Consider the following 24,768-nt stretch of genomic DNA (forward strand, 5'->3'; position numbering starts at 1 on the left):
ATGGGGCGGAGTATTCCGCCTGTGCCCGGTGCCTTCCGTGTGGCGGGAGACACCGTTGTGCCAGTGTCCCGGTACACCGGTACCCCGGCGCACCGCTGGGCGGTGCGCCGGGGTACCGGGTCCGGGGTCCGGGGGTGGTCAGGTGCCGTGCACGGCCCGCCGCAGCGGGCAGCGGTCGACGAAGCCGTAGCAGGCACCCGCTCCGGCGCCGAGCGAGACGACGACGGCGAGGACCGGCAGACGTATGTCGGCGGGGGCCTGCTGGACCAGGACGAAGGTGCCCATGGCCAGCACGAACCAGGCGAACAGCCGGGAGAGGACGGCCGCGGGGACACGTCCGGCCAGCCTGGCCCCGGCGAGGCTGCCGACGATCGCGAAGCCGGTGACGGCCAGGGTCAGGGCCCAGTCGATCTGGACGGTGGAGAGGTAGCCGGCGAACCCGGCGGCGGACTTCATCGCGATGACCAGCAGCGAGGTGCCGACGGCCACCGGCATGGGCAGTCCGCCCAGCAGGGCCAGGGCGGGCACGACCAGGAAGCCTCCGCCCGCGCCGACCAGGCCGGTGGCCAGACCGACGGCCGCTCCGTCCAGCAGTACCCGTCCCACCGGGAGCTGCTTGTGGGTCTTGCCGGGGTCGACGTCGCGGCGGCCGCGGAGCATGGCGGCGGCGGTGACGATCATCATGACCGCGAAGGCGATCAGCAGGACGACGTCGGGGATGTTGCCGCCGATGAGCCCGCCGACGTAGGCGCCGACCATGCCGGCCGCGCCGAACAGCACACCGGTGCGCCAGCGGACCCGCCCGCCGCGGGCATGGTTGATCATGCCCACGGCGGAGGTGACGCCGACGACGAACAGGGAGGTGGCGATGGCCTCCTTGGCGTCCATGCCCGCGACGTAGACCAGCAGCGGCACGGTCAGGATCGACCCGCCTCCCCCGAGGAGCCCGAGGGAGACGCCGACCAGCAGCGCGAGGGTCAGGACGAGCGTCAGCGTCATGGTGGTCACCTGCTGCCGGCGAGCTGCGCGACGGCCTTGCGCGGGTCGAAGGACGGCGTGCGGTTCCACGGCATCCTCGACAGCAGCACGCCCATGGCGCAGGTGTTGCTGATGGCGGCGAAGGCCAGGCCGCCGCCGACGAACGCGGACAGGGCCTGCAGACCCGGCACCACGAAGCTGCCGAGGGCGCCGACCAGGACGAGGGAGCCGGCCACCAGGCGGACCTGGCGCTCCATGTCCCAGCGCTCCTGGCCGTAGTTGGTCAGGGCGCCGGACTTCTCCCAGGAGGTCATGCCGCCCGACAGGACGCTCAGCCCGGGCAGCCCGGCCTCGGCGAGGGCGCGCTCGGCCTGGCCGGCCCGCTGCCCGGAGCGGCACACCAGCACCACGTCGGTGTCCAGGTGCCGGGTCAGCTCCTCGCGGTGTTCACGCAGGGTGTCCAGCGGGACGTTGTAGGAGCCGGGGATGTGCGCGGCCTCGAACTCCGCGGGGGAGCGGACGTCGAGCAGTCGCGGCGGGTGCTCCGAGTCGAGCTTGGCGCGCAGTTCCTCGGCGGTCAGGCTGCGGGGAGTGGTGGAGGTGGTCATGTACTGCTCTCCTGTGGGATCTGCGGACTCCGGGATTCCGGGATTCCGGGGTTCGGGGTGTTGCCGGGGTCAGGGGGTCCGGGTGGGGACGGAGCACAGGCCCAGGTCGCGGGCGTTGTCGAAGCTGTCGTCGATGGCGACGACATCGCGGCCGCGGGCGTCGAGCAGGGCGGCGACGACTCCCGCGCGGTAGCCGCCGGCGCAGTGCACCCAGACCCGGCCCGCGGGGATCTCCCCGACGCGGCCCGGTACCTCGTGGACGGGGATGTGCACCGAGCCGGGGATGTGCGCCTCGTCGCGCTCCTGGTCGCGGCGCACATCGAGGACGACGAACTCCTCCCCGCAGTCCCGGTTCTTGTCCAGGGCGGCCTTGAGGTCCTCGAACGTGGCGCGCTCGTAGGCGGCCAGGGGCTCGCCGCCGGCCCAGTCCTCGGGTCCGCCGGTGGCCATGGCGGCCGGGCGGTCGATGCCGATGCGGACCATCTCGCGCTGGGCCTCGGCCACGTCCTGGGCACTCTCGCCGAGCAGGGTGACCGGGGTGCCCCACGGGATCAGCCAGCCCAGGTAGGTGATGAACTGGCCGTCCAGGCCGAAGTTGAGGCTGCCGGCCAGGTGCCCCGCGGCGAAGGCGGTGCGGTCGCGCAGGTCGACCACCCACTCGCCGGCCTCGATGCGGCGGCGCAGCTCGGCCGGGTCGGCGACGGAGGGTGCGGACAGGTCCGGCCTGCCGGGCCCGCCGGAATTGGCCGGACCCATGTGGGCGTAGTAGGCCGGGTAGGCGTCCAGGCCCGCCAGGAGCTGCTCGACGTAGGCCTCCTCGTCGGCGGTCAGGGCGGTGTTGGTCCTCTTCTCCTCGCCGATGGTGCTGGACAGGCCGGCGGACTGGGTCGCGGAGCAGAACGAGCCGAAACCGTGGGTGGGGTAGACGGCGGTGGAGTCGGGCAGCTCCTTCGCCAGCCGGTGCGCCGAGCGCCACTGGGCCCGCACCAGGGTGTCGGTGTGGTCGGGGCCGAGCAGGTCGGGGCGTCCGGTGGAGCCGTACAGCAGTGATCCGCCGGTGAACACCGCGATCTGCTCGCCGTCGGCCTCCAGGGCGAAGGAGAGGTGGGTGTGGGTGTGGCCCGGTGTGTGGATCACCCTCACCCGCATGGCGCCGACCTCGACGACGTCGCCGTCGCGGACGCCGGTGCGCTCGTAGGAGACCTCGTCGTCGGCGTTGACCAGGTACTGCGCGCCGGTCTCCCGGGCCAGGGCCAGACCGCCGGTCACGTAGTCGTTGTGAATGTGGGTCTCGAAGACGTGGGTGATCCGCACGCCCGCGGCCTCGGCCAGCGCCGTGACGCGGTCGTAGTCGCGCTGCGGGTCGACCACCAGCGCGGTGGAGCCGTCGTGGGCGAGGTAGGTGCGGTCGCCCAGGCCGGGGGTCTCGATGGGCAGAACGGTGATCATCGGGTCTCCTCGGTGGTCGCGGTGACGTCGGGGGTGCCGGGCTCGTCGCCGGTGGTCACGGGCCGGCCTGCGTCGGTCCAGGCCGCGGTGCCGCCGCTGACGCTGTGGGCGTCGTAGCCCACGTCGCGCAGCAGTGCGGTCGCCTGTGCGCTGCGGCCGCCGCTCTGACAGATCACGTAGACCGGGCGGTCCTTGGGCAGCTCGGCCAGCTTCAGGGGGAGCAGGCTGAGCGGCGCCGGTCGGGCGCCGGGGACGTGACCGGTGCGGTACTCGCCGCTGTCGCGGACGTCGAGGACGAGGGCGCCGGCCGCGTGCGCCTCGGCGAACCGCTGCTGGTCGATCTCGGGAACCATGCGGGGGACTCCTGCTCGCTTGCCTTCGAAAAATACCCAGGGGGGTATGTCTGGAGTCAACCGTAACAGGGGTCGCCTTATGCCCCGGGGGGTATACGGGGTGATGTGGATCACAGCCGGAAGGGCCGTGGGAGCCGCCGGAGCGGTCTTCGAGGGCCCTGTACGGCGGAGCACGGGTCCGCCGCGGCGGGCGCGGGGAGCGCGCGGGGGTCGGGCCGTGGTCGGGCCGGGGGTCGGGTCGGGGGTCGGGTCGCGGCCTGAAGAGGCCGTCCGCGCTCACCGGCGCGCACGTTCCGCGCGCGGCACGGGGCCGGGGGGGATGGGAGAAGGGGAGAGGGGAGGGCGCCCGCGCGTAGCCCTACGAGTGGTCCATGTGCAGCCGTACGGTCAGCCCGGCGGACGCGGCGCGGGTCTCGACCAGGTCGCACAGCTGGTGCATCATCCACAGCCCGCGTCCGCCGTCGGCGGAGTCCAGCGTCGGGCGGCGGCGGCCGGCCAGCAGATCGGTGAGGTGCCCGCCGTCGCGGATCTCGGCCACGCGGGAGGGGCCGTCGGACCACAGGCGCAGGGTGCCGTGCCCGCCGCCGTGGGCGATGGAGTTGGCCGTGGCCTCCGCCACGGCGAGGACGAAATCACCGCGCCGCGGCATGCCGAGCCCGGTCGCGCCGGCCCAGGTGTCCGCGTGGTGGCGGACCTCGCCGAGATCGCCGGTGGTGAACGCCAGGGCGCGGGTGTGCGGGGGCGGGGGAGTCAGCGGAAGGGCGTCGCACTCGGCGCTGAGGGCGCGGGGATCGGTGTAGTGCGGGCTGGGCCGCTCCCGGCCGTCCTCCCACAGCACCGGATGGGTGCGGCGGGCGTCGGCGCATACCCGCGCGGGGAGCCCGGAGACGTCGTAGGGGCACAGGACGGTCGCGGCGCGGCCGGTGAAGGCCGCGTTGATCAGCGCCTCGTGCCGGGTGGCCTCCGCCAGCTCGCCGGGGGAGCGCCGCGCCCAGACCGGCTCCCCGACGATACGGGCGGTCCGGCCGGGGTGCCGGTCGGCGAAGTCGCGCAGACCCGGGAGGACGCGGCCGGGGTTGCGGCCGAACTCGGTCATGTCCACCAGGGTGAGGCGTTCCGCGTCGGCGTCCCCCAGGTGCTCGCGCAGCATCTCCAGCCGGGGGCCGGGAACGGCGACGAGTACGGGATCGCCGGCATCCAGGGCGCCGTCGACGAACCCGCCCACCCCGGCGAGGTACTCCCCGGGATTCCGGTAGAACAGCGCGGGATGGACGAAGGGGTCCGAACTCCTCTGCTCGACGAGGGCGTGTTCGCTTCTGGTCACCGAAGGACCACCTCTGGCGTGACGGGAACGTGCGGGAGAAGGCCGACCGCCCGCGCCGGCGGCCGGGAACCGGTCGCGGCCCCGCACGGGCGGGCGGACACCGAGGCGACAGCCCGGGAGGGGATGTGCCGGACACACCGGCCCGGTGCCGGTATCGGCACGTCGGCGAACACCTCCGCTCGGTCCTCGGCCCTGCTCCAGGAGCCCGTCTGCCCTGTGGCGCCCGGCGTACACCGGCGTTCTCCTTTTGTGACCTGCGCCGGGGCCGCGGCCGGACGCGCCGCGCGGAGGCGGACGGCTCCCGGTGGCACGGGGCGTACGGGGACGGGGGAGGGTGCGGCGGCTCCCGGGCGCGGTCCGGGCGGGGTGGCGGAGGTCCGGCCGGTCAGCTCCTCCTGCCGTGCCAGTCCAGGCACAGGACCATGGCGTCGTCGTCCGCGGGCGGCTCGCCGCGGTGCCGGGCGAGCTCGGCGAGGACCGCCCGTGGCACCTGGGACGGGGGGAGGAGCCGGGTGCTGGTCATGGCACGGGCCAGGGCTCGCTCGCCGAACCGCTCGCCCGAGTGCGAGGCGACCTCGTAGACCCCGTCGCTGGCGAACAGCAGCCGGTCCCCGGCCTCGATCCGGAAGTGCTGGACGGCGTAGGGGGTGTCCTCGAACATCCCCAGCGGGAGCTGCGCCTCCAGCCCGACCGGCTCCACGGCGCCGCCGCGCAGCCGCCAGATGCGCGGCGACCCGGCGTCGACGGCCTCCAGCCGGCCGGTGGCCAGGTGGATGCGCAGCAGCAGGACGGAGACATGGGCGGACCCGCGGTGCTGCCCGTAGACCGCCTGGTCGGCCAGGACCGCCTGGCCGACCAGGTCCAGCCCGGCCCGGCGGGCGTTGCGCAGCGCGCTGAGGGCGAGGTTGGTCAGGAGCGCGGCGTCGACGCCCTCGCCCATTCCGTCGGTCAGGGTCACGGTGAGGTGGTCGGCCGAGACGGACCAGTCGAAGTTGTCCCCGAAGACGGCGTAGGCGGGTTCGAGCTGGGCGCCGAGCTCGTACTCGGGGCCGGAGCAGGACCGGCCGGGCAGCAGCTGCCACTGCATCTCGGCGGCGAGGGTGAGGCGCTCGGCCCGCCGTGCCTTCAGGTAGACGTCGGTGCTGTGGTCGGCGACGAGGATCTCCCGGCCGAGCGCCTCGCACAACTGCCGCAGCTCCCCCAGCGCCTCGGGTGAGGCCCCCTCGCCGGGGAGGGTCACCGACAGCACGCCCAGCCGGTCGCCGCGGACGGTGACCGGCAGGTGCGCGGTGACGGTGCCGGAGCGCTCGTCGGGAAAGAGGCGGGGCTGCTGGGAGGCGAACGCCCTTCCGGGTTCGGTGGAGTGGACCGGGACGGGCTCCGTCGGGTAAGGAAGAGGACCGACCGGCTGGAGTATGGTCGTCCCGTAGTCGGCCATCAGCAGGTCCACGGTGAGCGCCCCGAAGTGCCGTGCCAGTGAGGCGCGGAGCGCGTCGAGCAGTGCGTGGGGAGCGGCATCGCGCAGGGCGCGCTCCACGGCCGTGAATCTGTCCACCGTGTCACAACTACTTTCTGTTTCCGCAGAAAAATCCGATATGGGAAGTTAAGTGCCGCTCGGAGCTCGGGCTGACAACGCAGACGCGGAGTGTCACAGTTATGGTCGTGAATTCCGGACCCTCCCAGCGCCACTCCGCAGAGGCGGCCCATGCCGCGTCCGAGGTGATAGAGCTCCTGGAGGTGCTGTGGGAGCGGGGCCGGGAGGCCGCGTCGCCCGCGCCCGTCTCCGCCTCCCAGCTGAGGGTCCTGTACACCCTCGACCGTGATGAGGGCATCAACCTGCGCACGCTCAGTGAGGCGCTGGGGTCCGCCCCGTCGTCGGTCAGCCGGCTGTGCGACCGGCTGCAGGCGGTCGGGTTCGTGGAACGCGCTCCCAGTCCGGCGAGCCGGCGGGAACTCGAGCTGAGGCTGACCGGCCGGGGCAGGACGTATCTGCGAGACCTGCGCGACCTGCGGGAGGAGGCGCTGGCTACGGCCATGGCGGCGATGTCGCCCGCGGCGCGCAAGGCGCTCGCCGAGGGGCTGCGGGGGTTCCGGGCGGCGGTGGACGAAGCGTTGCCCAGCCGCCGGGAGGCCGGGGCGGGCGGTGGCGTGAGATCGGCGTGAGGCCGCCGCCCTGGGTGGCATGTGCATCGCCATTCTGCCTCACCGATACATCACACACCTCGTGGCCGCCGCGGAGCGCCGCACCGCGGGGGACTCCTGGCGTGATGGCCGGTCGGGGCGGGTGCGACAGGGAAAGATTGTTGTGCCGCGGACACAGTTGTCAAATGGAAACAATCGATCGGGGATGCATCAGTGGCCGGTTTCGGGGAAGGTCCCGTCGGGGGTCGGTGGGTTCCACCATGCCCTGATGAACCGTCAGTTGGGGCCGACAGGCTCCGCGGCCGCTGCTAACATTTGCCGGACGGCAACAAAAGGGGTGAACGGTGCTGTCTTCTCACCCCGCACATCCAGCCGGATGCCGACGTCACGGGCGTGGGCCGGCGACGAACGACTGTGAGAGGGCTTGTCAGTGAACGCCAGCGACGCAGCCGTACGAGACCGGTTGACAACCGCAATCCGCGAGCGCGGCGACGAGATCGCCGACCGGTGGGTGCAGTTGCAGCAGGAGCGTGCGGCGATCGGGATGGACGAGGGCGAACTGCGGGAGGAGGCCGACGCGCTCCTCGTTCTGCTGGGAGGGGCCCTCAACAGCGACTACGGCATGGAGAACGTGGTCGACGCCCACCACGAACTGCGCGACGCGGTGATGGAGCTGTCCCTGCGCAGGGAGCGCAGCGGCGCGACCCCCACCGCCACCTCCCTGGCCATCCTGGCGCTCAAGGACGCCCTGCTGGAGGCCGTGGAGCGCGACAACCACGATCCGCGGGAGCTGTTCCCGGCGGCCCTGACGATCAACCGGCTGCTGGACGAGGCCGCGGCTCTGTCGTTCAACGCCTACGTGGAGCGCCGCGAGGAGATCATCCAGCGGCAGAGCCGTCAGCTGCTGGAACTGTCCACCCCCGTGGTCCACCTGTGGAAGCGGATCCTGGCCGTGCCGCTGATCGGCACCCTGGACACCGCGCGCACCCAGGTGGTGATGGAGAACCTCCTGCAGGCCATCCAGACCCACGACGCCCGGGTGGCGATCATCGACATCACCGGTGTGCCCACGGTCGACACCGCCGTCGCCCAGCACCTGATGCAGACCGTCAACGCGGTGCGCCTGATGGGCGCCGACTGCTTCATCAGCGGTGTGCGGCCCTCCATCGCGCAGACCATCGCCCAGCTGGGCATCGACCTGTCCACCATCCTCACCCGCGCCACCCTCGCCGACGCCCTGGCCGCGGCGGTCGACATGACGGGACAGGACTCACCGGCCACCGGGACGACGACGAACCGATGACCGGCCGCCAGTCCATGGACATCCCCATCCTCAGGCTCGGTGACGTACTGGTCACCGGGCTCATCAACGAGCTCGACGACAAGACGGCCACCGTCTTCGCCGACGAGCTGACCGAGCGCATCGCCGCCGAGCGGGCCACGGGAGTCCTCATCGACATCTCCCGGCTGGAGATCATCGACTCGTTCGTGGCGCGCACTCTGACCGAGCTGAGCACCATGGCCCGGCTGCTGGGCGCCCGGGTGATCGTGGCCGGTATGCGGCCGCCCGTGGCGATCACCCTCGTCGAGCTGGGCCTGCAGCTCACCGGAGTGGAGACCGCACTCAACGCGGAGCAGGGGATGACCGCACTGGGCTGGCACCACGCCCCGCGGCCCCCGGAAGGGGTGACCCGGCGTGAAACTCTCGGGTGAAAGGACGATGGGCGCCCCCACGGCCCCCGCCGAAAGAAGCGGTGGCGCCGCGAGCGCCCGGGCCACCTATCCGGTCCGTACCGACGAGGACCTCATCACGGTCCGGCACGCGGTGCGGGCCGCCACCGTCGAGACCGGCTTCGGACTCGTCGACCAGACCCGTGTCGTCACCGCCGCCAGCGAGCTGGCGCGCAACGCCTACATCCACGGCGGGGGCGGCACGGTGACCATCGAGTTCCCCAGGAACGCCGGACGCCGGGGCGTGCGGCTGACCGTCAGGGACGAGGGGCCCGGCATCCCCGATCTGGAGACGGCGCTGGCCGACGGCTTCAGCACCGGCTCCGGCCTGGGGCACGGCCTGGGAGGCGCGCGCCGCCTCATGCACGAGTTCGAGGTGCACACCGAAGCGGGCCGGGGCACCACCATCAGCGTGACCCGCTGGAACACGCAGTGAGCCGGCCGTCCCCCGCCGCGGAGGGCCTGACCGAAGAGATCCGCATCGACCACGAGAGCGCGATCCACGTGGCGGCCTCGGCCGCGCGCGGCTGCGCACAGCGGTGCGGGCTGCCCGGGGCCTTGCCCGACCAGGCGGCCGTCCTCGCCAGCGAACTGGCCAGCAACCAGGTCAAGCACGCCACCGACGGAACGGTGTACGTACAGCCGGCGCTCCAGGGCGACGGAGTGGAGATCACCGCCGTCGACCGCGGCCCCGGCATCCGCGACCTGGACCGCTCGATGGCCGACGGCTACACCACCACCGGCTCCCTCGGAGCGGGGCTGGGGGCGGTCCGCCGGATCGCCAGCGGGTTCACCATCCGCACCCAGCCGGGCTCGGGCACCCTGGTCAACGCACGGCTGTCGGCTCCCGGCGAGCAACCGAAGGCCCGGTACGGCGTCGGATCGGTGTGTCTGCCCGCCCAGGGCGAGAAGCACTGCGGCGACGCCTGCACCGTGGCCGACACCGGCGACGCCCTCACCGGCCTCGTTGTCGACGGACTGGGACACGGCGCCGCGGCCGCCGAGGCGGCCCGCTCCGCCCTGCGGTCCTTCCACACCGCCCCCGACCGTCCCCTGGCAGACATCCTGACCTCGCTGCACCGCTCACTGCGCCACACCCGCGGCGCGGCGGCGGGCGTGGTGCGGCTGCACCCCGGCCGCGCCGAGTACTGCGGCACGGGCAACATCCGCGCCACGGTGCTCTCGGGCGGCGAGGTGGCCCACCGGATGACCGGCCAGCCCGGCATCGTGGGCTGGAACGTCCCCACCCCCCGGCCACGCACCGTCCCCCTGGCCCGGGGAGCGGCGGTCGTCCTGCACAGCGACGGCATCGAGTCCCGCTGGTCGCACAGCCCGCCCACCTTTCTGCTGCGGCTTCCGCCGCCCCTGCTGGCGGCGGCCCTGGCCCACGGGCACCGGCGCGTCCGCGACGACGCCACCGTGCTCACCGTCCAAGCGGCCTAGAGGTTCCATGACCGACAACACCACTTCCCACCACCACACACTGCCGAGCCTGCGACACGCGGTGCGCGGGGTCGCGCGCGTCCACCGGCTGCCGGTGGAGACCCGGGCCCGGCTGGTGATGTCCGTGGTGGAACTGGCGCGTACCGAGATCGCGGCGGGACGGCCGGTACGGCTGAAGGCGTACGCCGAGCCGCCCGGCGGCGGACCGGCGGGGCAGCTCGTCGTCACGCTCGACACCCTCGGCGATCTGACGGCCGACCGCGACGGCATCGCCGACCTCCCCCTCCCCGCCCAGTTCGCCTCCGGAGGCTCGGCCACCTGGCGCATGTTGCTGCCCGGGCCGCGCGGTGACGGCGGCAGCGGCGGCGAAGCGGGCACGGTCCCACCCGCCCGCAACGGCGGCGGGCCGGAGGCCGGGAGCGGCTGCCCCACCTCGGAGATCCACGCGGTGGAGCAGGAGCTGCGCGCGACACTGGCCCGCCTGGACGCCCTCACCGCCGAACACCGGCGGCTCAAGCACGAACTCGCCGAGACCAACCGGGGCACCCTCGCCCTCTACGTCCAGCTGGAAGAGCGCGACGAGCAGCTGCGCAAGGCCCACGGCCAGACCCTGCGCGAGCTGGAGGACGCGCTGCGGCCCGCCCCGATCGAGGTCGACGGCCTGGAGATGGACGTCCACTACGCACCGGCCGGCACCGACGCGCCCACAGGCGGAGACCTGTACGACTGGCTCCAGCTTCCCGACGGCACCGTCCACATCACCGTCGTCGACGCCCTCGGCCACGGTGTGACCAGCACGCGCGGCGCGCTCAACGTCACCCACGCGGTACGGACCCTGGCGCTGGAGGGGCACCCGCTGGAGTCGATCATCGCCCGGACCGCCGAGATCCTGATGCCCTTCGACAGCGAGCTGATGTCCACCGTGCTGCTCGCCCGGATCAACCCGGCCACCGGCGACCTGTTCCTGGCCAACGGCAGCCACCCGCCCGCGCTGCTGCTGCCCGCCGGAGGCGAGCCCGAGTACCTGGAGGTACGCGGCCGGGGTATCGGCTACCCGCTGCCGGGCAGCGAGCGCCTGCTGCACGCCAGGATGGGGCCCGGGGACATGCTCATCCTCTACACCGACGGCCTCACCGAGAGCCGCAAGGACCCGCGCGAGGGTGAGAAGCGTCTCGTCGAGGCGTCCCGCCGCCATGCGGACAGGCCCATCGCGGAGGTTCCCGGCGCCATCGCCGAGGACATGCACACGGTCATCCTGCACCCCGACGACACACTGGCGCTGGCCGTGCGCGTCCCGCCCGCCTGAGCGGCGGGCGGGACGCGCACGGGCGGGGCTCCTCAGCCGCCCAGCTCGGAGACCACGGTCTGCAGCCTGGAGGCCAGTGCCTTCAGATCCTGTTCCGAAGGCGTCCCCGGACCGATCCGGGCGGCGAGATCGTCGCGCGAGACGACCTCCACGGCTCCGCGGTAGCGGTCGGCGTCCGCCTCGGCGGCGGGGACCACCCGCGGGCGGCCCTCCAGGAGGAGCAGCCGGGGATCGGGGTCGGAGGAGCTGAGCAGCTCCCGTACATGCTGGGCTGTGATCGTGTTCGTGCTCGGCACCTTGTGGGCCTTCCTCTCGGTCTTCCCGGTCTTCCCGGTCCTCCGGGTCCTTCCGGCGTGTCCTCCCGGCGCCCGCTGCCGCACGGCCGGGGCGCCTCAGGGCCGCCCCGGCCCCGCCGCGCCGGCCTCGACCGGGCCGGCGGCGTCGACGGTCACCCGCTCCCCCCGCGGGCAGTGCAGTACGCCGGAGGGGAAACCGGGCCGCTCCGCCTCCCGGAGGAAGTCCGACAGGGGGGATTTCATGACGGTGTAGTCGTCGTAGTGCACCGGCAGCACGCGGCGCGGACGCAGCGCGGAGACGAGATCGGCGCCCTGCAGGGCGTCCATGGTCACCAGCAGCCCTCCGGGGAACGTGGTGCCGCCCAGATGGACCACCGCCAGGTGGATGTCCGGGCACAGACGCGCGATCTCGTGGACGCCGGGGAACATCAGGGTGTCGCCGGAGACGTACAGCCGCAGCCGTACCGCCCCTCCCGGGTCGCCGAACTCCAGCAGGCTGCCCATCACCGGCGGCAGCAGGAAGTCCACCGGGCCGGGGCCGTGGCGGCCGGGAAGCGCCGTGATCCGCGCCTGGCTGCCGCCGCGCACCAGGACGTGATCGTGCCAGGTGGGCAGACCCGTGGCACGGCTGAACCCGTGCAGCCCCTGCAGCCGCCGCGAGGCGTGCGGGGTGGTGACGATCGGCAGGGAGCGGGGCAGGGTACGGCGGGCGACCCGGTCCCAGTGATCGCCGTGCAGATGGGACAGCACCACCGCGTCCAGGTCCGGCGGGAGGTCCTCCGCCCGCAGGGCCGGCTCCCTCAGCCGCCGGGACAGCAGCCCCTTGCCCAGGTAGGCGTACTGGCCGCGGTGGAGGAAGTTGGGATCGGTCAGCAGCGTCAGCTCGCCGTAACGGATCAGGAGGGTGGCGTTGCCGACGAAGAGGAGCTCGGCGGCTCCCGGGGGCGGCGCGGGCTGCATGACGGAGCCTCCTCGCCTTCGTCATCGTTTCCGGGTGTCCGGGTGTCCGGGTGTCCGGGTGTCCGGGTGTCCGGGTGTCCGGGTTTCCGGTGGGCCGGGACCCGGGTGAGCGGCGGGATCAGCCGGTCGTGGTGCGGCGGCCGCCCAGGACCGCGCCGAGGACGATCATGCCCGCGCCCAGCACGAGGTGGAGCCAGTCGTCGGCCGCGTTCAGGGGCACGAAGTTCGCGCCGCTGTCCTCGTCCACGATCAGCCCGTAGATCCACAGCAGCAGGTAGATCACACCGCCGCCGATCAGGAACGCCTTGGCCCCGGAGACGCTTCGGGCCATGGCCAGGCCGACGACACCGAAGGCGAGGTGCACCAGGTTGTGCAGGATCGACACCTGGAAGAGGCCGAGCAGCTGGGCCTGCGACTCGTGCCCCGCGAACTGCATCTCGCCGTAGTCCGTGGTGATCCCCGGGATGAACCCCAGGATCCCCACCAGCAGGAAGACCAACGACACCGCCATGGCCGCGGTGCTCACCGGAGCACGACGCGCCGTGCTCGCCGCCCTCGGACCTGTGCTGGCCATCGTCATCATCTCCACTCGGAGTCGGTTAACGGCCGGTATGGGGTACCCCCGCCTCCAGGGCGGAAACGGCACGGGTGACGCTTCCTCAGGCGCGGCCCTCCCGGGATCCCTCGTACGCGGCGGGCCGCACCGCCGCGAAGGCCGTGCCCGGCGCCAGCTCCGGCAGGCTGTTGCGGTGGACGTCGAAGCCCAAAGCGGAGCGGGGCGGCTCCCGCAGCGGCGAGCGGACGGTGAGCACCGCGCAGGTCCGCCACCGGCCCAGCGGCTCGGCCGCCCGCAGATCGAACACCAGCGGACCGTCGGCGAGCGCCCGCCGCAGGGCGGGAGGACTGCCGTGGACCGGGCGCAGCCGGCGGCGCGGGAAGGCGGCCAGCACCATGCCGCGCCCGCCGACCCGGTAGGTGAGCAGACTGCTGTACGGGCCGCCCAGTGCGTCGCCGCGCGGCAGGGGCAGCCGGCGTAGTACGGGAGGCCGGGCGCTGCTGGTCAGCAGCAGGTCCACGGGCCGGCCGGGGCCGCCGGCGTCCAGCGCCCGGACGGCGAGCCCGAGCCAGTCGGGCAGCGGCCGCGGCAGGCCGGCGCCCCGGGAGAGCCGTACCACGCACTCGTACCGGCCCAGCCCGTCCAGCCAGGGGACGCCCCAGGCGGTCCCCGCGGGACCGGGCATCACCAGCTCACCGGCGCAGGTCAGGCCGTCGGGGTGGAAAGCGGGGGCGTGACGCAGCCGGGCGAGCTGCCGGAAACCCGCCCGGGTGCCGCGTACACGCAGGGGCACGGGTCGGGACATCGGCGCCTCCTGGTGGTGGACGGACCGGCCCGGCTCGCCGGAACGTTCCGGGCGAACCGTCCCGGTCCGCAGTTGCCGCACCGTCCGTGCCGAAACCCCGGCGCGCCCCGCGGCAGCGCCCAGGCGTACCCCGGCGCCGGACCACCGCCCCGGCACCGGGCCACCGCCCCGGCACCGGGCCACCGCCTTACCGCCCGGCCGGGGAAGGGCCCATACTGGACGGGCCGGGGGCGGCACGGGCGAGAGGGGGCGGCGGCGCGCGATGAGGCAGGACACACTGATCCAGGGCCGGTACCGGCTGCTGGACCTCGTCGGGCGCGGCGGCATGGGGCAGGTGTGGCGCTCGCACGACGAGTCACTGGACCGCGAGGTCGCCGTCAAGTGCCTCAAGCCGCTGGGCGGCCAGGACGACCCGCACGCGATCGGGGCGCTGCGCGAGCGCTTCCGCCGCGAGGCGCGCGTCGCGGCCTCACTCCAGCACCGCGGCGTGACCGTCGTCCACGACTTCGGGGAGCACGACGGAGTGCTCTATCTGGTGATGGAGCTGCTCAGCGGGCACGATCTCGGCCGGCTCCTGGAACTGGGCGGACGGCGGCCGCTGCCCGTGCCCGACCTCTTCGACATCGCCGAGCAGACAGCCGCCGCCCTCGCCTACACCCACGACCGGGGCATCGTCCACCGCGACCTCAAACCCGCCAACGTGATGCGCACCGCCGACGGCACCGTGAAGATCTGCGACTTCGGCATCGCCCGGCCCGACCGCGGTACGGGCCCGGCCGCCGGAACCACCGGCGGCTTCCCGATGGGCACCCCGCACTACATGTCGCCCGAGCAGATAGCCGGAGCCCATCTCGACCACCGCAGCGACCTGTACTCCCTCGGCTGCATGCTGTACGAGATAGCCACCGGCGTCCCGCCCTTCGATCTGGGGGACACCTGGGGCGTCCTGCTCGGCCACCGCGAGACCGACCCCCGGCCGCCGCGCGAACTCCGTCCCGACCTGCCCGGGGACCTGGAGCGGATCATCCTCGACCTGCTGGCCAAGGACCCGGACGAGCGGCCCGGGGACGCGGCGGAGCTCGGTCGCCGTACCGCCGAGGCACGCCGTGCGGGAAGCCCCGGCGGGCGGCGGGCCCCGCTCCGGGAGCAGCCGGGATCCCCAGGGCGGCTCCCGGTGTGGACCCACGGCATGGGCGCCGGCGCCATGGCCGTCGCCGGCCGGCCGCCGCGTTCCGGGCCTTCGCCGCTCTTCGGGCACCGGGGAGCGCTCAGCGGTCCGTGGACCGGCCCCGGAGCCGACGCCGGGCAGGGCGGGGATCAGCCGGTGAGGGCCGCCACCGCCTCCTCGACGCCGCCGTAGAAGTCGAAGATCTGGTCCAGCCCGACGATTCCGAAGACGCGCATGATGTCCTCGTCCAGACCGGCCAGCGCCAGGCTGCCGCCGACGGCCTGGGTGAGGTGGTAGGCCGTGATCAGGACGGTGATGCCGCTGGAGTCGCAGTAGACCAGGCCGGACAGGTCGATGACGACCGCAGTTCCGCGGTCGCGGGGCAGCTCGTTGAGCGCCTGGCGCATCCGGTCGGCCGTGTGGTGGTCCAGCTCGCCGGACACCTCCAGCAGACAGGGGCCTGCGGGGTGGGATCGCAGCGTGACGGTCAGATCTCGGTCGGGCACCCGTTCTCCTGTACGCGCTGGTCGGTCCGGTCGTTCACCCCGGCACGGCCTGAGGGGCGGGGCGGCGCCGGAGGCGGGCTTCCCCGGGGCGTGGATCGGCGGGGACGCTGATCGACTGCCCGCTCCGGAGGCGGGTGAACCCTGCGGGCCGACCGCACCGCAGGCCGTGGCCGACCGCGTTTATCCTACGGGACCGGTCGCGGCGCATCGTCGCCGTGCCAGTGGATATGCGCACCGGTGAGGCGGGACCGCTGGGCGCGCGGCGGGCGAGGAGGGCAGAGGCGATGGGCGATGCTGACGGGACCGGGCCGCCGGAGCTGCTCTTCCCCGGGCACGGCGAGATGGCCGGCAGGATGCGCGCCTTCGACTGGGCGGGCACCCCGATGGGCGACCCGGCCGGCTGGCCGGCGAGTCTGCGCACGGCCTGCCGCATCTGCCTGACCTCCCGCTACCCCATGTTCCTGTGGTGGGGCGAGGACCTGCGGTTGCTGTACAACGACGCCTACCAGCACCTGCTGGGCAACAAGCACCCCGCACTGGCCCGGCCGGGCCGGCAGGTGTGGGGCGAGATCTGGGACGTCATCGGCCCGATGCTGCGGTCGGTGACGGAGACCGGACAGGCCACCTGGTCGGAGGACCTGCTGTTGAGGATGGAGCGGCACGGCTACCTGGAGGAGACGTACTGGACGTACTCCTACAGTCCCCTGCACGACGACGAGGGCCGGGTGCGGGGGGTGTTCACCGCGTGCAACGAGACCACCGAGCGCGTCGTGGGCGAGCGGCGGCTCGCCGTGCTGCAGGACCTGGGCGCCCAGGCGGGCACGGCCCGCAGCGTGGGGGAGGCGTGCCGGCTGGTCGCCCGGGTGCTGGGCCGCGCGCAGCGGGACGTGCCGTTCGCCGCGGTCCATCTGCGGGACCTTGGCGGCGGGCTGGTCCCGGCCGCCGTCAGCCCGCCCGGCACCGCCCCGGGGCCTTTGCCGGACGGCCACGGCGACTGGCCGCTGGAGCAGGTGCTGACCACCGGTGAGCCGGTGGTCGTGGAGGACGTCGTGCGCCGGTTCGGGCGGCTGCCGTCCGGAGGATGGGAGAGGCCGCCCAACCAGGCGGTGGTCCTGCCGCTGCCGGGCGAGACCGGGGCGGGGCCGGTCGGGGCGATCGTCCTCGCCGCCAGTGCCGGGCGCGTCCTGGACGACGGCTACCGGGCCTTTCTGGACCTGGTGGCCCGGCAGACCGCCGCGCTGGTCAACGGAGCCGTGGCGTACGAGGTCCAGCAGCGCAGGGCCGAGGAGCTCGCCGAGCTGGACCGCGCCAAGACCGCGTTCTTCTCCAACATCAGCCACGAGTTCCGCACCCCGCTGACCCTGATCACGGGCCCGCTGGAGGAGCTGCGCGGGCAGCTGGCCGGAGCCGGTGAGCGGGTCGGCGAGGAACTGGAGGTCATCCGCCGCAACGCGCTGCGCATGGGCAAGCTCGTCAACACCCTGCTGGACTTCTCCCGCATCGAGGCCGGGCGGATGCGGGCCCGCTTCGAGCCGGTGGACCTGGCGGCCGTCACCGCGGAACTCGCCAGCGTCTTCCGCTCCGCGGTGGAGCGGGCCGGCCTGGACTTCGAGGTGGACTGCCCCGCACTGCCCGAACCGGTCCACATCGACCGCGACATGTGGGAGAAGGTGGTCCTCAACCTGCTGAGCAACGCGCTGAAGTTCACCTTCGACGGCTCCATCGGCGTGACGCTGCGCGCCGAGGGCGGACAGGCGGTGCTGCGGGTGTCCGACACCGGCATCGGGGTGCCCCCGGGCGAGCTGCCGCGGCTGTTCGAGCGGTTCCACCGCATCGAGAACGCCCGCGCGCGCTCGAACGAGGGCAGCGGCATCGGACTGGCGCTGGTGAAGGAGTTGGTCGGTCTGCACGGCGGCACCATCACCGCCGACAGCACCGAGGGCGAGGGCACAGTCCTCACCGTCCGCCTGCCCTTCGGGACGGCCCGTCTGCCGGCCGGTTCGGCGGACCGGGGCGCCGAACCGTTCCCGGTGTCCGCCGCGGACCCGTACCTGCAGGAGGCGCTGCGGTGGCTGCCGGACGAGGACGAGGACGGGGACGCCGGGCGGGAGGAGCCCGTGCCGCCGGCCACCGGGGCGGCGCGGGCCCGGGTGCTGATCGCCGACGACAACGCCGACATGCGCGAGTACCTGCGGCGGATCCTGACCCCCGGCTACCGGGTGACGACGGTCGCCGACGGGCGGGCGGCCCTGGAGTCGGTCCGCGCCGACGCCCCGGACATGGTCGTCAGCGATGTGATGATGCCCCGGATGAGCGGCCTGGAGCTGGTGACGGCGCTGCGCGCCGACTCCCGCACCGCCGGGGTGCCGGTGCTGCTGCTGTCGGCCCGGGCCGGCCAGGAGGCCTCGATCGAGGGGCTGGAGGCGGGCGCCGACGACTACCTGGTCAAGCCGTTCTCCGCCGCGGAGCTGCTGGCGCGGGTGCGGGCGGCGGTGAAGCTGTCGAGGCTGCGCAACCACCACGCGCAGTGGCGCACCGCACTGGTCGACTCCCTCCAGGAGGCGTTCTTCGTCTGCGACGAGGAGGGCGCCGTCGTCGAGATCAACTCCGCCTTCACCGACGTCCTCGGCTACGGACCGGAGGACCTCCCCTACCGGCCCAAGCACCCCTGGTGGCCGGACGAGGAGACCGACCCCGAGGCCCACCGGGCCATCGAGAGGGCCTTCGCCCAGGTGGTGGGCGAGCGGAAGGGCAGTTACGTCACCCCCGTCAAACACCGCGACGGGCACCGGCTGTGGGTGTACGCCTCCTTCAACGAGGTCCGCGACCCCGACACCGGCAGGCGCATGGTGGTCGGCACCTTCCGGGACGTCACCGCCGAACGACTCACCGCCCAACGCGAGACCGCCCTGGCGGCGCTGAGCGTACGGCTGTCCGAGGCCGGGAGCGTCCCCGAGGCACTGCGGGCCGCGCTGGACGAACTGCGCGGGGTGTGGCGGGCCCCCCGCGCGCTGGCCGTCACCTGGGACGGCGCGGACCGGGCCCCCCGACCGGTCGCCGCGGTGCCCGGCACCGCGTGGGGCCGGCCGGGCGACCCGGTGCGCGAGGCCGTCGAGTCCCTGCGCGGACGCAACCCCCTGCACCCGGCGGCCACCTGCGGGCCGGCCGGAATCGGCATCACCCTGGAGCATCCCGGCGGGCCGCTGGCGCTGTGGGTCGAGGCCAGCCAGGAGCGGCCCTTCATAGGTGAGGACCACACCCTGCTGGCCGTGCTGGGCGGCTACCTCGGGCAGATGCTGCAACGCGTCCACGCCTTCGAGCAGCAGCGCGAGACCGCCCTGGCCCTCCAGCGGGCCATTCTCGGACCCGACCGCCTCCCGCGGGGGTTCGCCGTCCGCTACGAGCCCGCCGCCCGGCCCCTGGAGGTCGGCGGGGACTGGTACGACACCGTCGAGCTGCCCGACGGCCGTATCGGCATCGTCGTCGGCGACTGCGTCGGCCGCGGCCTGGATGCCGCCACCGTCATGGGCCAGCTGCGCAGCGCCTGCCGGGCCCTGCTGCTGCAGTTCGCCGACCCCGCCCAGGTGCTGAGCGCGCTCGATCGGTTCGCGGCCCTGATCCCCGGCGCGCTGTGCGCCACCGTCTTCTGCGGCGTGCTCGACCCCGCGACCGGCCGGCTGGCCTACAGCAGCGCCGGTCACCCGCCGGGCATCCTGACCCATCCGGACGGCACCACCGAACTGCTCGACCAGGGCCGCTCCATCCCCCTGGCGGTGCGGCCGGGCCTTCCACGGCCCACGGGAACGCGCACCATGCCGCCGGCCTCCGTCCTGCTGCTGTACACCGACGGCCTGATCGAGCGCCGCAGCCGCCCGCTGCACGCGGGCATCGCCGAGGCCTCGGCCGCCGCCCGGCGCGGGCGCGACGCGGATCTGGAGAAGCTGGCCGACGACATCCGGACCGGCATGGAACCGGCCGGCGGCTACGACGACGACATGGCGCTGCTGCTCTACCGCCACCCCGCGCCCCTGGAGGTGGCCTTCCCCGCCGAGTCCGCCCAGCTCGCCCGCGTCCGCGGCGCCCTGCGCGACTGGCTGGAGCGACTGGACGCCGGACCACGTCTGACACAGGCGGTCCTGGTCGCGGCGGGGGAGGCCTGCGCCAACGCCATCGAGCACGGCCACCGCCACAATCCCGGCCGAACCGTGCGCCTGAGGGCCGTCGTCGGCGCGGACGCACTGCGCCTGACCGTCACCGACACCGGGAGCTGGAAGCCCCGGCAACCCGAGGCCGGCGCCCACCGCGGCCGAGGCCTGATCCTGATCCACGCGCTCATGGACCAGGTCGACATCGTCACCGACGAGGCCGGAACCACCGTAGACATGCATGTGAGGACCACACGTTGACCACCCCCCTGACACTCACCGACCAGCGGCGTCCCGACGGCACCCCGGTCCTCGTGGCCGAGGGCGAGATCGACATGAGCAACGTCGGCGAGTTCCGGGCCGCGGTGGACCGGGCCGCCGGAGGCGGACGGCTGGTGGTGGACCTCACCGCCGTGGACTACCTGGACAGCGCCGGGCTGGCGGCACTGTTCGCCCACGCCGACCGCCTGGAACTGATCGCCCCACCGCTGCTGGACCCCGTCCTCACCGTCTCGGGGCTCGCCGACCTGGCCACCGTGCACATCACCTGACGCCCGCCGGCCCGCCGGGCGGGTTCCGGCGGGTACGCCGGCGACGGAGCGTCAGTCGGCCGAGAGCGACCAGCCGTCGGCCGTGACACGGCCGGCGTCCCGGCGCCGCGAGCCGTCGAACACCGCGCGCCCGCCGTCCTCGATCCGGACGCCGTCGACGTACGCGCCGCGCCCCACGTAGCGGGCGTCGGTGGTGTACCGCCAGCGCAGCCGCACCGCCCGGCCGCTCCAGGCGCCCAGGTCCGCCAGAGCCCGGTGCCAGACCCGCCCGGAGAAGCCGTGCAGCGCCCCTTCCGGACGCCGCACCGGGGCCTGGCCGGGGCGGGAGGTGGTGAACGGCACCGGCTCCCATGTGCCGCCGCCGTCGCCGGACGCCTCCAGACGCAGGACGTCGAAGGCGCGCTCGGTGTCCCACCACACCGAGAAGCTCAGCCGGGCACCCGTAGCGCCGCCCGCGCCGCCCGCGCCGTCCTCCGCTCCACCGCCCCCGTCGCTCCCGCCGAGAGTCACCTCGGGCAGGGCGAGCACGGCCGAGGCGCCGCTCGCCATCCCCGAGAACCAGGCCGCGCGTCCTTCGGCGGGGCGCACCGGCACGGCCCGGGCCAGGCAGGTGGCCGCCGCCACGCGCGGCGCGCTGCCGGAGCGCCAGGTGCGCACCGGGTGGACGGAGTTGCCCAGCAGCACCAGGAAGGTGTCGGTGGTCGGATCCAGCACCAGGCAGGTGCCCGTGAAGCCGGTGTGCCCGGCGGTGCGGGGGGTCGCCATGGCGCCCATGAACCAGTGCTGGTACAGCTCGAAACCCAGACCGTGCTCGTCGCCGGGGAAGGCGGTGTTGAAGTCGCGGAAGAGCAGATCCACCGACTCCGGCTCCAGGACGCGGGCGCCGCCGTACGCGCCGCCGTTCAGCAGCGCGCGGCACAGCACGGCCAGGTCCCAGGCGCGGGAGAAGACCCCGGCGTGGCCGGCCACACCGCCGAAGGCGTACGCGTTCTCGTCGTGGACCTCACCGTGCACCATGCCCCGGTCCAGGCCCGACCAGGGGCGGCGGGCGTCCTCGGTGGCGGCGATGCGCGGCTTCCAGGAGGCGGGCGGGTTGTAGCGGGTCCACCGCATGCCCAGCGGTTCGGTGACGTCCTCGCGCAGCAGCGTGTCCAGCCCCTTGCCGGTGACCCGCTCCAGTACGAGCTGAAGGGTGATCAGATTGAGGTCGGAGTAGCGGTAGACCGTGCCCGGCGGGTCCAGGGGCTCCTCCCGCCACAGCCGCCGCAGCCGGTCCTCCCGGGTGGGCTCGGCGTACAGCGGGAGCCAGGCGGCCAGCCCGGAGGTGTGGGTGAGCAGATGCAGCAGGGTGATCTTGTCCTTGCCCGCCGCGCCGAACTCCGGCAGGTAGGAGGCGACCCTGCCCTCCAGCTCCAGGGCGCCGCGCTCCATCTGCCGCACGGCCAGGATCGCGGTGAACAGCTTGGAGACGGAGGCCAGGTCGTAGACGGTCTCCGGGGTGGCGGGGACCTGTTCGCCGGCGGGGAGTTCCACGCCGGTGCCGGTGGCCTCGTCGTAGGCCGAGTAGCGCACCGCGTGGCCGATGGCCTCGTGGAGGGCGACGGTGCCGCCGCGTCCGGCCAGCAGGACCGCGCCCGCGTACCAGGGGTGCTCGGGGGAGGGGCCCAGGAAGGCCCGCGCGTCCTCCACCAGATGCCGCAGGTGCGGCTCCAGCAGTCCGGCACGCCGCGCGGAGCCGCGGCGCAGGACGGGCGCGTGCCCGCCGGCGGCGAGGGCGCGCCCGCCCCGGGCACGGGCCGCCGCCACGGGAGCCGAGGCCAGGACCAGGCCGCCGCCGAGCGCGAGCGCTCTCAGGCCGAGTTGCCGTCGGCCGATGCCCCCGGCCCCGCCCCCGCCCGCGTCGGGGCCGGAAGCGGGCGCCGGGCCCGGTGTGCGATCCCGTGCCGAACCTGTCATGCCGCGCCCCTTTGGGAAAGAATCTTTCAGCGGATCGGGAGAACGCTGGAACCTTCTTCCCGGGCGTGCCGTCCGTCAACCCCCGCGGCATGGCGGACGGGCTTTCCGGGCGGGCCGCCCGCCTAACGGAGCACCACGCAGCCGCGCCGCTCCAGCTCCCCCACCAGCCCCGGATCGACCACCGTCCCGTTCCAGCGCAGATCCAGCTTCTCCAGCGCGGGCAGCTCCCGCCCCAGCCAGGGCGGCACCGTGCGCAGCCGGTTGTCGTGGAGGTGGAGGCAGCCGTCCAGGCCTGTCAGCTCCCCGACCTCCTCGGGCGGGGAGGTGAGCGCGTTGTGGCCGAGGTCGAGGGTGCGCAGGCGCCGCAGTCGGCCGATTCGCGGCGGGAGGTCGGTGAGCGCGTTGTCCGCGAGGATCAGCACCCGTGTCTCACGGCGCTCCCACACCTGTTCGGGAACGCGGGTCAGGCTCGCGCGTCAGAGGCCGACCGTCGTCCCGCCGTCCGTCAGCCCCGTCGCATCCGTCATGACCGCACCGTATCCGCCGTCCCGGCCCCGCACTCCGGCGCAGCCGCCCCCGGCGGGCGGGTCCACGGGCGCAGGCGCCCGCCGCTGACGGCGGCGACCCCGGCGTCGTCGTGGCGCCGGCTCTCCAGGGACCAGTCGAGGTTGCCGCGCATCACGTTGCGCACGCCGTCGACGTAGTCCTCCACACGAGCCCGTGTCTCCCCGGGCGCACCCGCGGCCTCCAGCAGGCCGGGCAGGCGCGCGGCGAGCTCCCGGAAACGGGCGACCCGCCCTTGGACAAAGGCAGTTGCCGGTCAAGAGCGCCGGGGACACTCCGTGCTCCCCCGGCACGGGGAGTGCGTGCGGGTGGCGTCGAGCGTCACTACCCGAAACGGTGCTCCTCCGGAAGGGAAATCGGTCAAGAGCACCGCATCCGGTTCACACCGGCGTACGCTCTCCACCACCTGCCGCGGGAGTGGTGAAGCGGCAGCCGTGGCGGCGGACGAAGAGCAGGGGCGCATGCAGCGGGCGATGTTCGAGAGGGAGGCCGGACCGGGGACGCCGGACGACGCGCCGGCCGGCCCGGCCGCGGACGCCGCCGCACGCGGCCGCACCGTACCGTCGGCGCGCGGCGGCGAGCGGGGCAGGGGTGCGCCCTTCCACGCCGTCCCGCGGCCCGGCCCCGGCCGGGACGGCGGACTCGTCGAACACCTGGAACACCTGGAACGCCTGGAACACCTGGGAGCCCCCGCCGTACGGCTGGCCTGGGCCGCCGCGGTGCTCGACACCGAGGCTGCCCCCTCGCTCGCCGCGGACGTCGCCGCCCTGGGGCCGGGGGAGGCGGCCGAGGCCCGTGCCCGGCTGGCCGCCGCCCGCGTCCTCACCGGCGGTGGGGAGGGGCGGCCGCTGCGCTTCTCCCACCCGCTGACCGCCACCGCCGTCCACCGGTCCATCCCGCCCGCCCTGCGCGTCGCCCTCCACGGCCAGGCCGCCGCGGTCGTCGCGGGCGCGGGGTACGGCCCCACGGCCGCCGCGCGCCATCTGCTGGAGGTCCACCCCGAGGGCGACCCGGCCGTCGTCGCCACCCTGCGCGAGGCCGCCGCCGAGTACCTGAGCGCCGGAGCGCCCGAGGCGGCCCGGCGATGCCTGGAACGCGCCCTGCGCGAGCCGCCGGGGCCGAGGGAGAGGGCCGCCGTCCTCCACGAGCTGGGCCGCTCCGCCCTCCCCGCCCGGTCCGCCGCCGCCACTGCCGCCGGCCGTCCGTGGGCCGCCCCGGTGCGGGCCCTCGGACGGCGGTAGGACGTCCGCCGGACCCCGGTGGCTCCGGCGGCTCCGGCGAGGCGGCCGGCGGCGAGGAGGGGGCGGAAGGCCCGCCTCACCGCCGTGCGGGAGGGGCGCGGGCCGAAGCCCTGCCGTGGTACCGGGCCCGTACCATGGCCGCATGTCCTTTCTCCGCCGCCGCAGTGCCGCCACACCCGCCGGACCCGACTTCGACGTGCTGGCCATGGACCCGGGGGACTGGCCGGGCAACCTCGGGGCCGGGCTGCTGCCCGCGCCGGACGGAAGCTGCCAGGGCGTCTTCCTGCGCTACGACCTGTTCGGCGGACGCGGGCCGGCCATGGTCATCGGGAACCTGCCGGAGGGCTCCCCGGCCCGCGAGACGGCCGAGGGGCAGATCCCGTTCGAGGTCGCGCAGTTGCTCGCGGCGCTGGAGAACGACGAGGAGGTCACCGTCACCGGGACGGAGGAGAGTCCGGTGATGCTGGACGACAACCTCCTGATCGTGCGGCGGATCATCTGCTCGGAGAGCCGGATCTCCTGCGTCCAGTTCGACCGCAGCGACGGTGTGCTGGTCACCATCGCCAGCTGGGACCGGCCGATCACCGAGGACCTCTACCAGCTGCTGAAGCCGCTGCCCGCGGAGCTGTTCCAGCGCTGACGCACCGGCGGCGCGGACGGCCGGGGGCATGAGGGACACGGAAAGG

At 74.1% G+C, this 24,768-nt stretch carries 25 protein-coding genes; 11 read left to right on the forward strand and 14 right to left on the reverse strand.

Annotated features, from left to right (window positions below; all coding sequences use genetic code 11):
- Positions 1–138 precede the first annotated feature (138 nt).
- From BM237_RS15280 to BM237_RS15305, 6 genes are all read right to left on the reverse strand, one after another.
- The gene (locus BM237_RS15280) at positions 139–999 is read right to left on the reverse strand and encodes a sulfite exporter TauE/SafE family protein (protein WP_093850185.1); all 861 of its coding nucleotides are present in this window, start codon (positions 997–999) and stop codon (positions 139–141) included.
- 5 nt (positions 1,000–1,004) lie between these two features.
- Positions 1,005–1,586, reverse strand: a complete 582-nt coding sequence (locus tag BM237_RS15285) for a rhodanese-like domain-containing protein (protein ID WP_093850186.1) — start codon at positions 1,584–1,586, stop codon at positions 1,005–1,007.
- Positions 1,587–1,655: 69 nt separating this feature from the next.
- On the reverse strand, positions 1,656–3,035 hold the full coding sequence (locus BM237_RS15290; RefSeq protein ID WP_093850187.1) for an MBL fold metallo-hydrolase: 1,380 nt from the start codon (positions 3,033–3,035) through the stop codon (positions 1,656–1,658).
- Positions 3,032–3,388 (reverse strand): rhodanese-like domain-containing protein, encoded by a 357-nt coding sequence (locus BM237_RS15295; protein WP_093850188.1) that lies wholly within the window; start codon positions 3,386–3,388, stop codon positions 3,032–3,034. The genes BM237_RS15290 and BM237_RS15295 overlap by 4 nt, the downstream gene beginning before the upstream one ends.
- Positions 3,389–3,746: 358 nt before the next feature.
- Positions 3,747–4,712, reverse strand: a complete 966-nt coding sequence (locus BM237_RS15300) for a sensor histidine kinase (protein WP_093850189.1) — start codon at positions 4,710–4,712, stop codon at positions 3,747–3,749.
- Between the two features lie 385 nt (positions 4,713–5,097).
- Positions 5,098–6,267, reverse strand: coding sequence for a PP2C family protein-serine/threonine phosphatase (locus tag BM237_RS15305; RefSeq protein ID WP_093850190.1), 1,170 nt, complete (start codon positions 6,265–6,267; stop codon positions 5,098–5,100).
- Positions 6,268–6,368: 101 nt separating this feature from the next.
- Here BM237_RS15305 and BM237_RS15310 point away from each other — a divergent pair, with 101 nt between their 5' ends.
- The 6 genes from BM237_RS15310 to BM237_RS15335 all read left to right on the forward strand — a co-directional run bounded on the left by BM237_RS15310 (position 6,369) and on the right by BM237_RS15335 (position 11,334).
- Complete coding sequence (locus tag BM237_RS15310) at positions 6,369–6,875, forward strand: MarR family winged helix-turn-helix transcriptional regulator (RefSeq protein ID WP_093850191.1); 507 nt, start codon at positions 6,369–6,371, stop codon at positions 6,873–6,875.
- A gap of 409 nt (positions 6,876–7,284) precedes the next feature.
- Positions 7,285–8,157, forward strand: coding sequence for an STAS domain-containing protein (locus BM237_RS15315; RefSeq protein WP_093850192.1), 873 nt, complete (start codon positions 7,285–7,287; stop codon positions 8,155–8,157).
- Complete coding sequence (locus BM237_RS15320; RefSeq protein WP_175541020.1) at positions 8,154–8,567, forward strand: STAS domain-containing protein; 414 nt, start codon at positions 8,154–8,156, stop codon at positions 8,565–8,567. The genes BM237_RS15315 and BM237_RS15320 overlap by 4 nt, the downstream gene beginning before the upstream one ends.
- Before the next feature lie 7 nt (positions 8,568–8,574).
- Positions 8,575–9,021 (forward strand): anti-sigma regulatory factor, encoded by a 447-nt coding sequence (locus BM237_RS15325; RefSeq protein WP_093850193.1) that lies wholly within the window; start codon positions 8,575–8,577, stop codon positions 9,019–9,021.
- Positions 9,018–10,028 carry a SpoIIE family protein phosphatase gene (locus tag BM237_RS15330; RefSeq protein WP_093850194.1) on the forward strand — a complete coding sequence of 337 codons (1,011 nt, stop codon included), beginning with the start codon at positions 9,018–9,020 and terminating at the stop codon, positions 10,026–10,028. The genes BM237_RS15325 and BM237_RS15330 overlap by 4 nt, the downstream gene beginning before the upstream one ends.
- A 7-nt stretch (positions 10,029–10,035) precedes the next feature.
- Positions 10,036–11,334 (forward strand): PP2C family protein-serine/threonine phosphatase, encoded by a 1,299-nt coding sequence (locus BM237_RS15335; RefSeq protein WP_093850195.1) that lies wholly within the window; start codon positions 10,036–10,038, stop codon positions 11,332–11,334.
- A 32-nt stretch (positions 11,335–11,366) separates the two neighbouring features.
- Here BM237_RS15335 and BM237_RS15340 read toward each other — a convergent pair whose 3' ends face one another.
- From BM237_RS15340 to BM237_RS15355, 4 genes are all read right to left on the reverse strand, one after another.
- Positions 11,367–11,630: a hypothetical protein gene (locus BM237_RS15340; protein ID WP_139238115.1), complete on the reverse strand. Its 264-nt coding sequence runs from the start codon at positions 11,628–11,630 to the stop codon at positions 11,367–11,369.
- 96 nt (positions 11,631–11,726) lie between these two features.
- A complete protein-coding gene (locus tag BM237_RS15345) occupies positions 11,727–12,590 on the reverse strand; it encodes an MBL fold metallo-hydrolase (protein WP_093850197.1) in 864 nt (287 codons plus the stop codon).
- Positions 12,591–12,708: 118 nt separating this feature from the next.
- The gene (locus BM237_RS15350) at positions 12,709–13,164 is read right to left on the reverse strand and encodes a DUF4383 domain-containing protein (RefSeq protein ID WP_093850198.1); all 456 of its coding nucleotides are present in this window, start codon (positions 13,162–13,164) and stop codon (positions 12,709–12,711) included.
- 85 nt (positions 13,165–13,249) lie between these two features.
- Positions 13,250–13,951, reverse strand: a complete 702-nt coding sequence (locus tag BM237_RS15355; RefSeq protein ID WP_093850199.1) for a hypothetical protein — start codon at positions 13,949–13,951, stop codon at positions 13,250–13,252.
- A gap of 262 nt (positions 13,952–14,213) precedes the next feature.
- On the opposite strand from BM237_RS15355, the gene BM237_RS15360 reads away from it, so the two are divergent.
- On the forward strand, positions 14,214–15,311 hold the full coding sequence (locus BM237_RS15360) for a serine/threonine-protein kinase (RefSeq protein ID WP_093850200.1): 1,098 nt from the start codon (positions 14,214–14,216) through the stop codon (positions 15,309–15,311).
- Here the strand turns inward: BM237_RS15360 and BM237_RS15365 are convergent.
- Positions 15,269–15,625, reverse strand: coding sequence for an STAS domain-containing protein (locus BM237_RS15365; RefSeq protein WP_093850201.1), 357 nt, complete (start codon positions 15,623–15,625; stop codon positions 15,269–15,271). The genes BM237_RS15360 and BM237_RS15365 overlap by 43 nt on opposite strands.
- A 284-nt stretch (positions 15,626–15,909) precedes the next feature.
- Between BM237_RS15365 and BM237_RS15370 the strand changes: the two genes are divergently transcribed.
- Together BM237_RS15370 and BM237_RS15375 are read left to right on the forward strand one after the other, a co-directional pair.
- Positions 15,910–20,031, forward strand: a complete 4,122-nt coding sequence (locus BM237_RS15370) for a SpoIIE family protein phosphatase (protein ID WP_093850202.1) — start codon at positions 15,910–15,912, stop codon at positions 20,029–20,031.
- Positions 20,028–20,321, forward strand: a complete 294-nt coding sequence (locus BM237_RS15375; RefSeq protein ID WP_093850203.1) for an STAS domain-containing protein — start codon at positions 20,028–20,030, stop codon at positions 20,319–20,321. Before BM237_RS15370 ends, BM237_RS15375 begins: the two co-directional genes overlap by 4 nt.
- Positions 20,322–20,372: 51 nt before the next feature.
- Here the strand turns inward: BM237_RS15375 and BM237_RS15380 are convergent, their stop codons facing one another.
- The 3 genes from BM237_RS15380 to BM237_RS15390 all read right to left on the reverse strand — a co-directional run bounded on the left by BM237_RS15380 (position 20,373) and on the right by BM237_RS15390 (position 22,989).
- Positions 20,373–22,277: a serine hydrolase domain-containing protein gene (locus BM237_RS15380; protein WP_093850204.1), complete on the reverse strand. Its 1,905-nt coding sequence runs from the start codon at positions 22,275–22,277 to the stop codon at positions 20,373–20,375.
- A 122-nt stretch (positions 22,278–22,399) separates the two neighbouring features.
- A complete protein-coding gene (locus BM237_RS15385; protein ID WP_245793639.1) occupies positions 22,400–22,699 on the reverse strand; it encodes a hypothetical protein in 300 nt (99 codons plus the stop codon).
- Between the two features lie 101 nt (positions 22,700–22,800).
- Positions 22,801–22,989, reverse strand: a complete 189-nt coding sequence (locus tag BM237_RS15390) for a hypothetical protein (RefSeq protein WP_093850206.1) — start codon at positions 22,987–22,989, stop codon at positions 22,801–22,803.
- A 286-nt stretch (positions 22,990–23,275) separates the two neighbouring features.
- Between BM237_RS15390 and BM237_RS30535 the strand changes: the two genes are divergently transcribed.
- On the forward strand, positions 23,276–24,082 hold the full coding sequence (locus BM237_RS30535; RefSeq protein ID WP_093850207.1) for a hypothetical protein: 807 nt from the start codon (positions 23,276–23,278) through the stop codon (positions 24,080–24,082).
- A gap of 142 nt (positions 24,083–24,224) precedes the next feature.
- Entirely contained in the window at positions 24,225–24,722 is a 498-nt protein-coding gene (locus BM237_RS15400) for a glycosyltransferase family protein (protein WP_093850208.1), read from the forward strand.
- The last annotated feature ends 46 nt before the right edge of the window (positions 24,723–24,768 follow it).

The sequence above is a fragment of the Streptomyces mangrovi genome, from assembly GCF_900114215.1.
In the GTDB taxonomy this organism is placed as follows: Bacteria; Actinomycetota; Actinomycetes; order Streptomycetales; family Streptomycetaceae; genus Streptomyces; species Streptomyces barkulensis.

What these genes read in the sequence shown, in the direction of transcription:
- BM237_RS15280 (WP_093850185.1), bottom strand. Translation starts at nt 999, where the DNA reads ATGACGCTGACGCTCGTCCTGACCCTCGCGCTGCTGGTCGGCGTCTCC.
- BM237_RS15285 (WP_093850186.1), bottom strand. Translation starts at nt 1,586, where the DNA reads ATGACCACCTCCACCACTCCCCGCAGCCTGACCGCCGAGGAACTGCGC.
- BM237_RS15290 (WP_093850187.1), bottom strand. Translation starts at nt 3,035, where the DNA reads ATGATCACCGTTCTGCCCATCGAGACCCCCGGCCTGGGCGACCGCACC.
- BM237_RS15295 (WP_093850188.1), bottom strand. Translation starts at nt 3,388, where the DNA reads ATGGTTCCCGAGATCGACCAGCAGCGGTTCGCCGAGGCGCACGCGGCC.
- BM237_RS15310 (WP_093850191.1), top strand. Translation starts at nt 6,369, where the DNA reads ATGGTCGTGAATTCCGGACCCTCCCAGCGCCACTCCGCAGAGGCGGCC.
- BM237_RS15320 (WP_175541020.1), top strand. Translation starts at nt 8,154, where the DNA reads ATGACCGGCCGCCAGTCCATGGACATCCCCATCCTCAGGCTCGGTGAC.
- BM237_RS15325 (WP_093850193.1), top strand. Translation starts at nt 8,575, where the DNA reads ATGGGCGCCCCCACGGCCCCCGCCGAAAGAAGCGGTGGCGCCGCGAGC.
- BM237_RS15335 (WP_093850195.1), top strand. Translation starts at nt 10,036, where the DNA reads ATGACCGACAACACCACTTCCCACCACCACACACTGCCGAGCCTGCGA.
- BM237_RS15345 (WP_093850197.1), bottom strand. Translation starts at nt 12,590, where the DNA reads ATGCAGCCCGCGCCGCCCCCGGGAGCCGCCGAGCTCCTCTTCGTCGGC.
- BM237_RS15350 (WP_093850198.1), bottom strand. Translation starts at nt 13,164, where the DNA reads ATGGCCAGCACAGGTCCGAGGGCGGCGAGCACGGCGCGTCGTGCTCCG.
- BM237_RS15355 (WP_093850199.1), bottom strand. Translation starts at nt 13,951, where the DNA reads ATGTCCCGACCCGTGCCCCTGCGTGTACGCGGCACCCGGGCGGGTTTC.
- BM237_RS15360 (WP_093850200.1), top strand. Translation starts at nt 14,214, where the DNA reads ATGAGGCAGGACACACTGATCCAGGGCCGGTACCGGCTGCTGGACCTC.
- BM237_RS15370 (WP_093850202.1), top strand. Translation starts at nt 15,910, where the DNA reads ATGGGCGATGCTGACGGGACCGGGCCGCCGGAGCTGCTCTTCCCCGGG.
- BM237_RS15380 (WP_093850204.1), bottom strand. Translation starts at nt 22,277, where the DNA reads ATGACAGGTTCGGCACGGGATCGCACACCGGGCCCGGCGCCCGCTTCC.
- BM237_RS15400 (WP_093850208.1), top strand. Translation starts at nt 24,225, where the DNA reads ATGTCCTTTCTCCGCCGCCGCAGTGCCGCCACACCCGCCGGACCCGAC.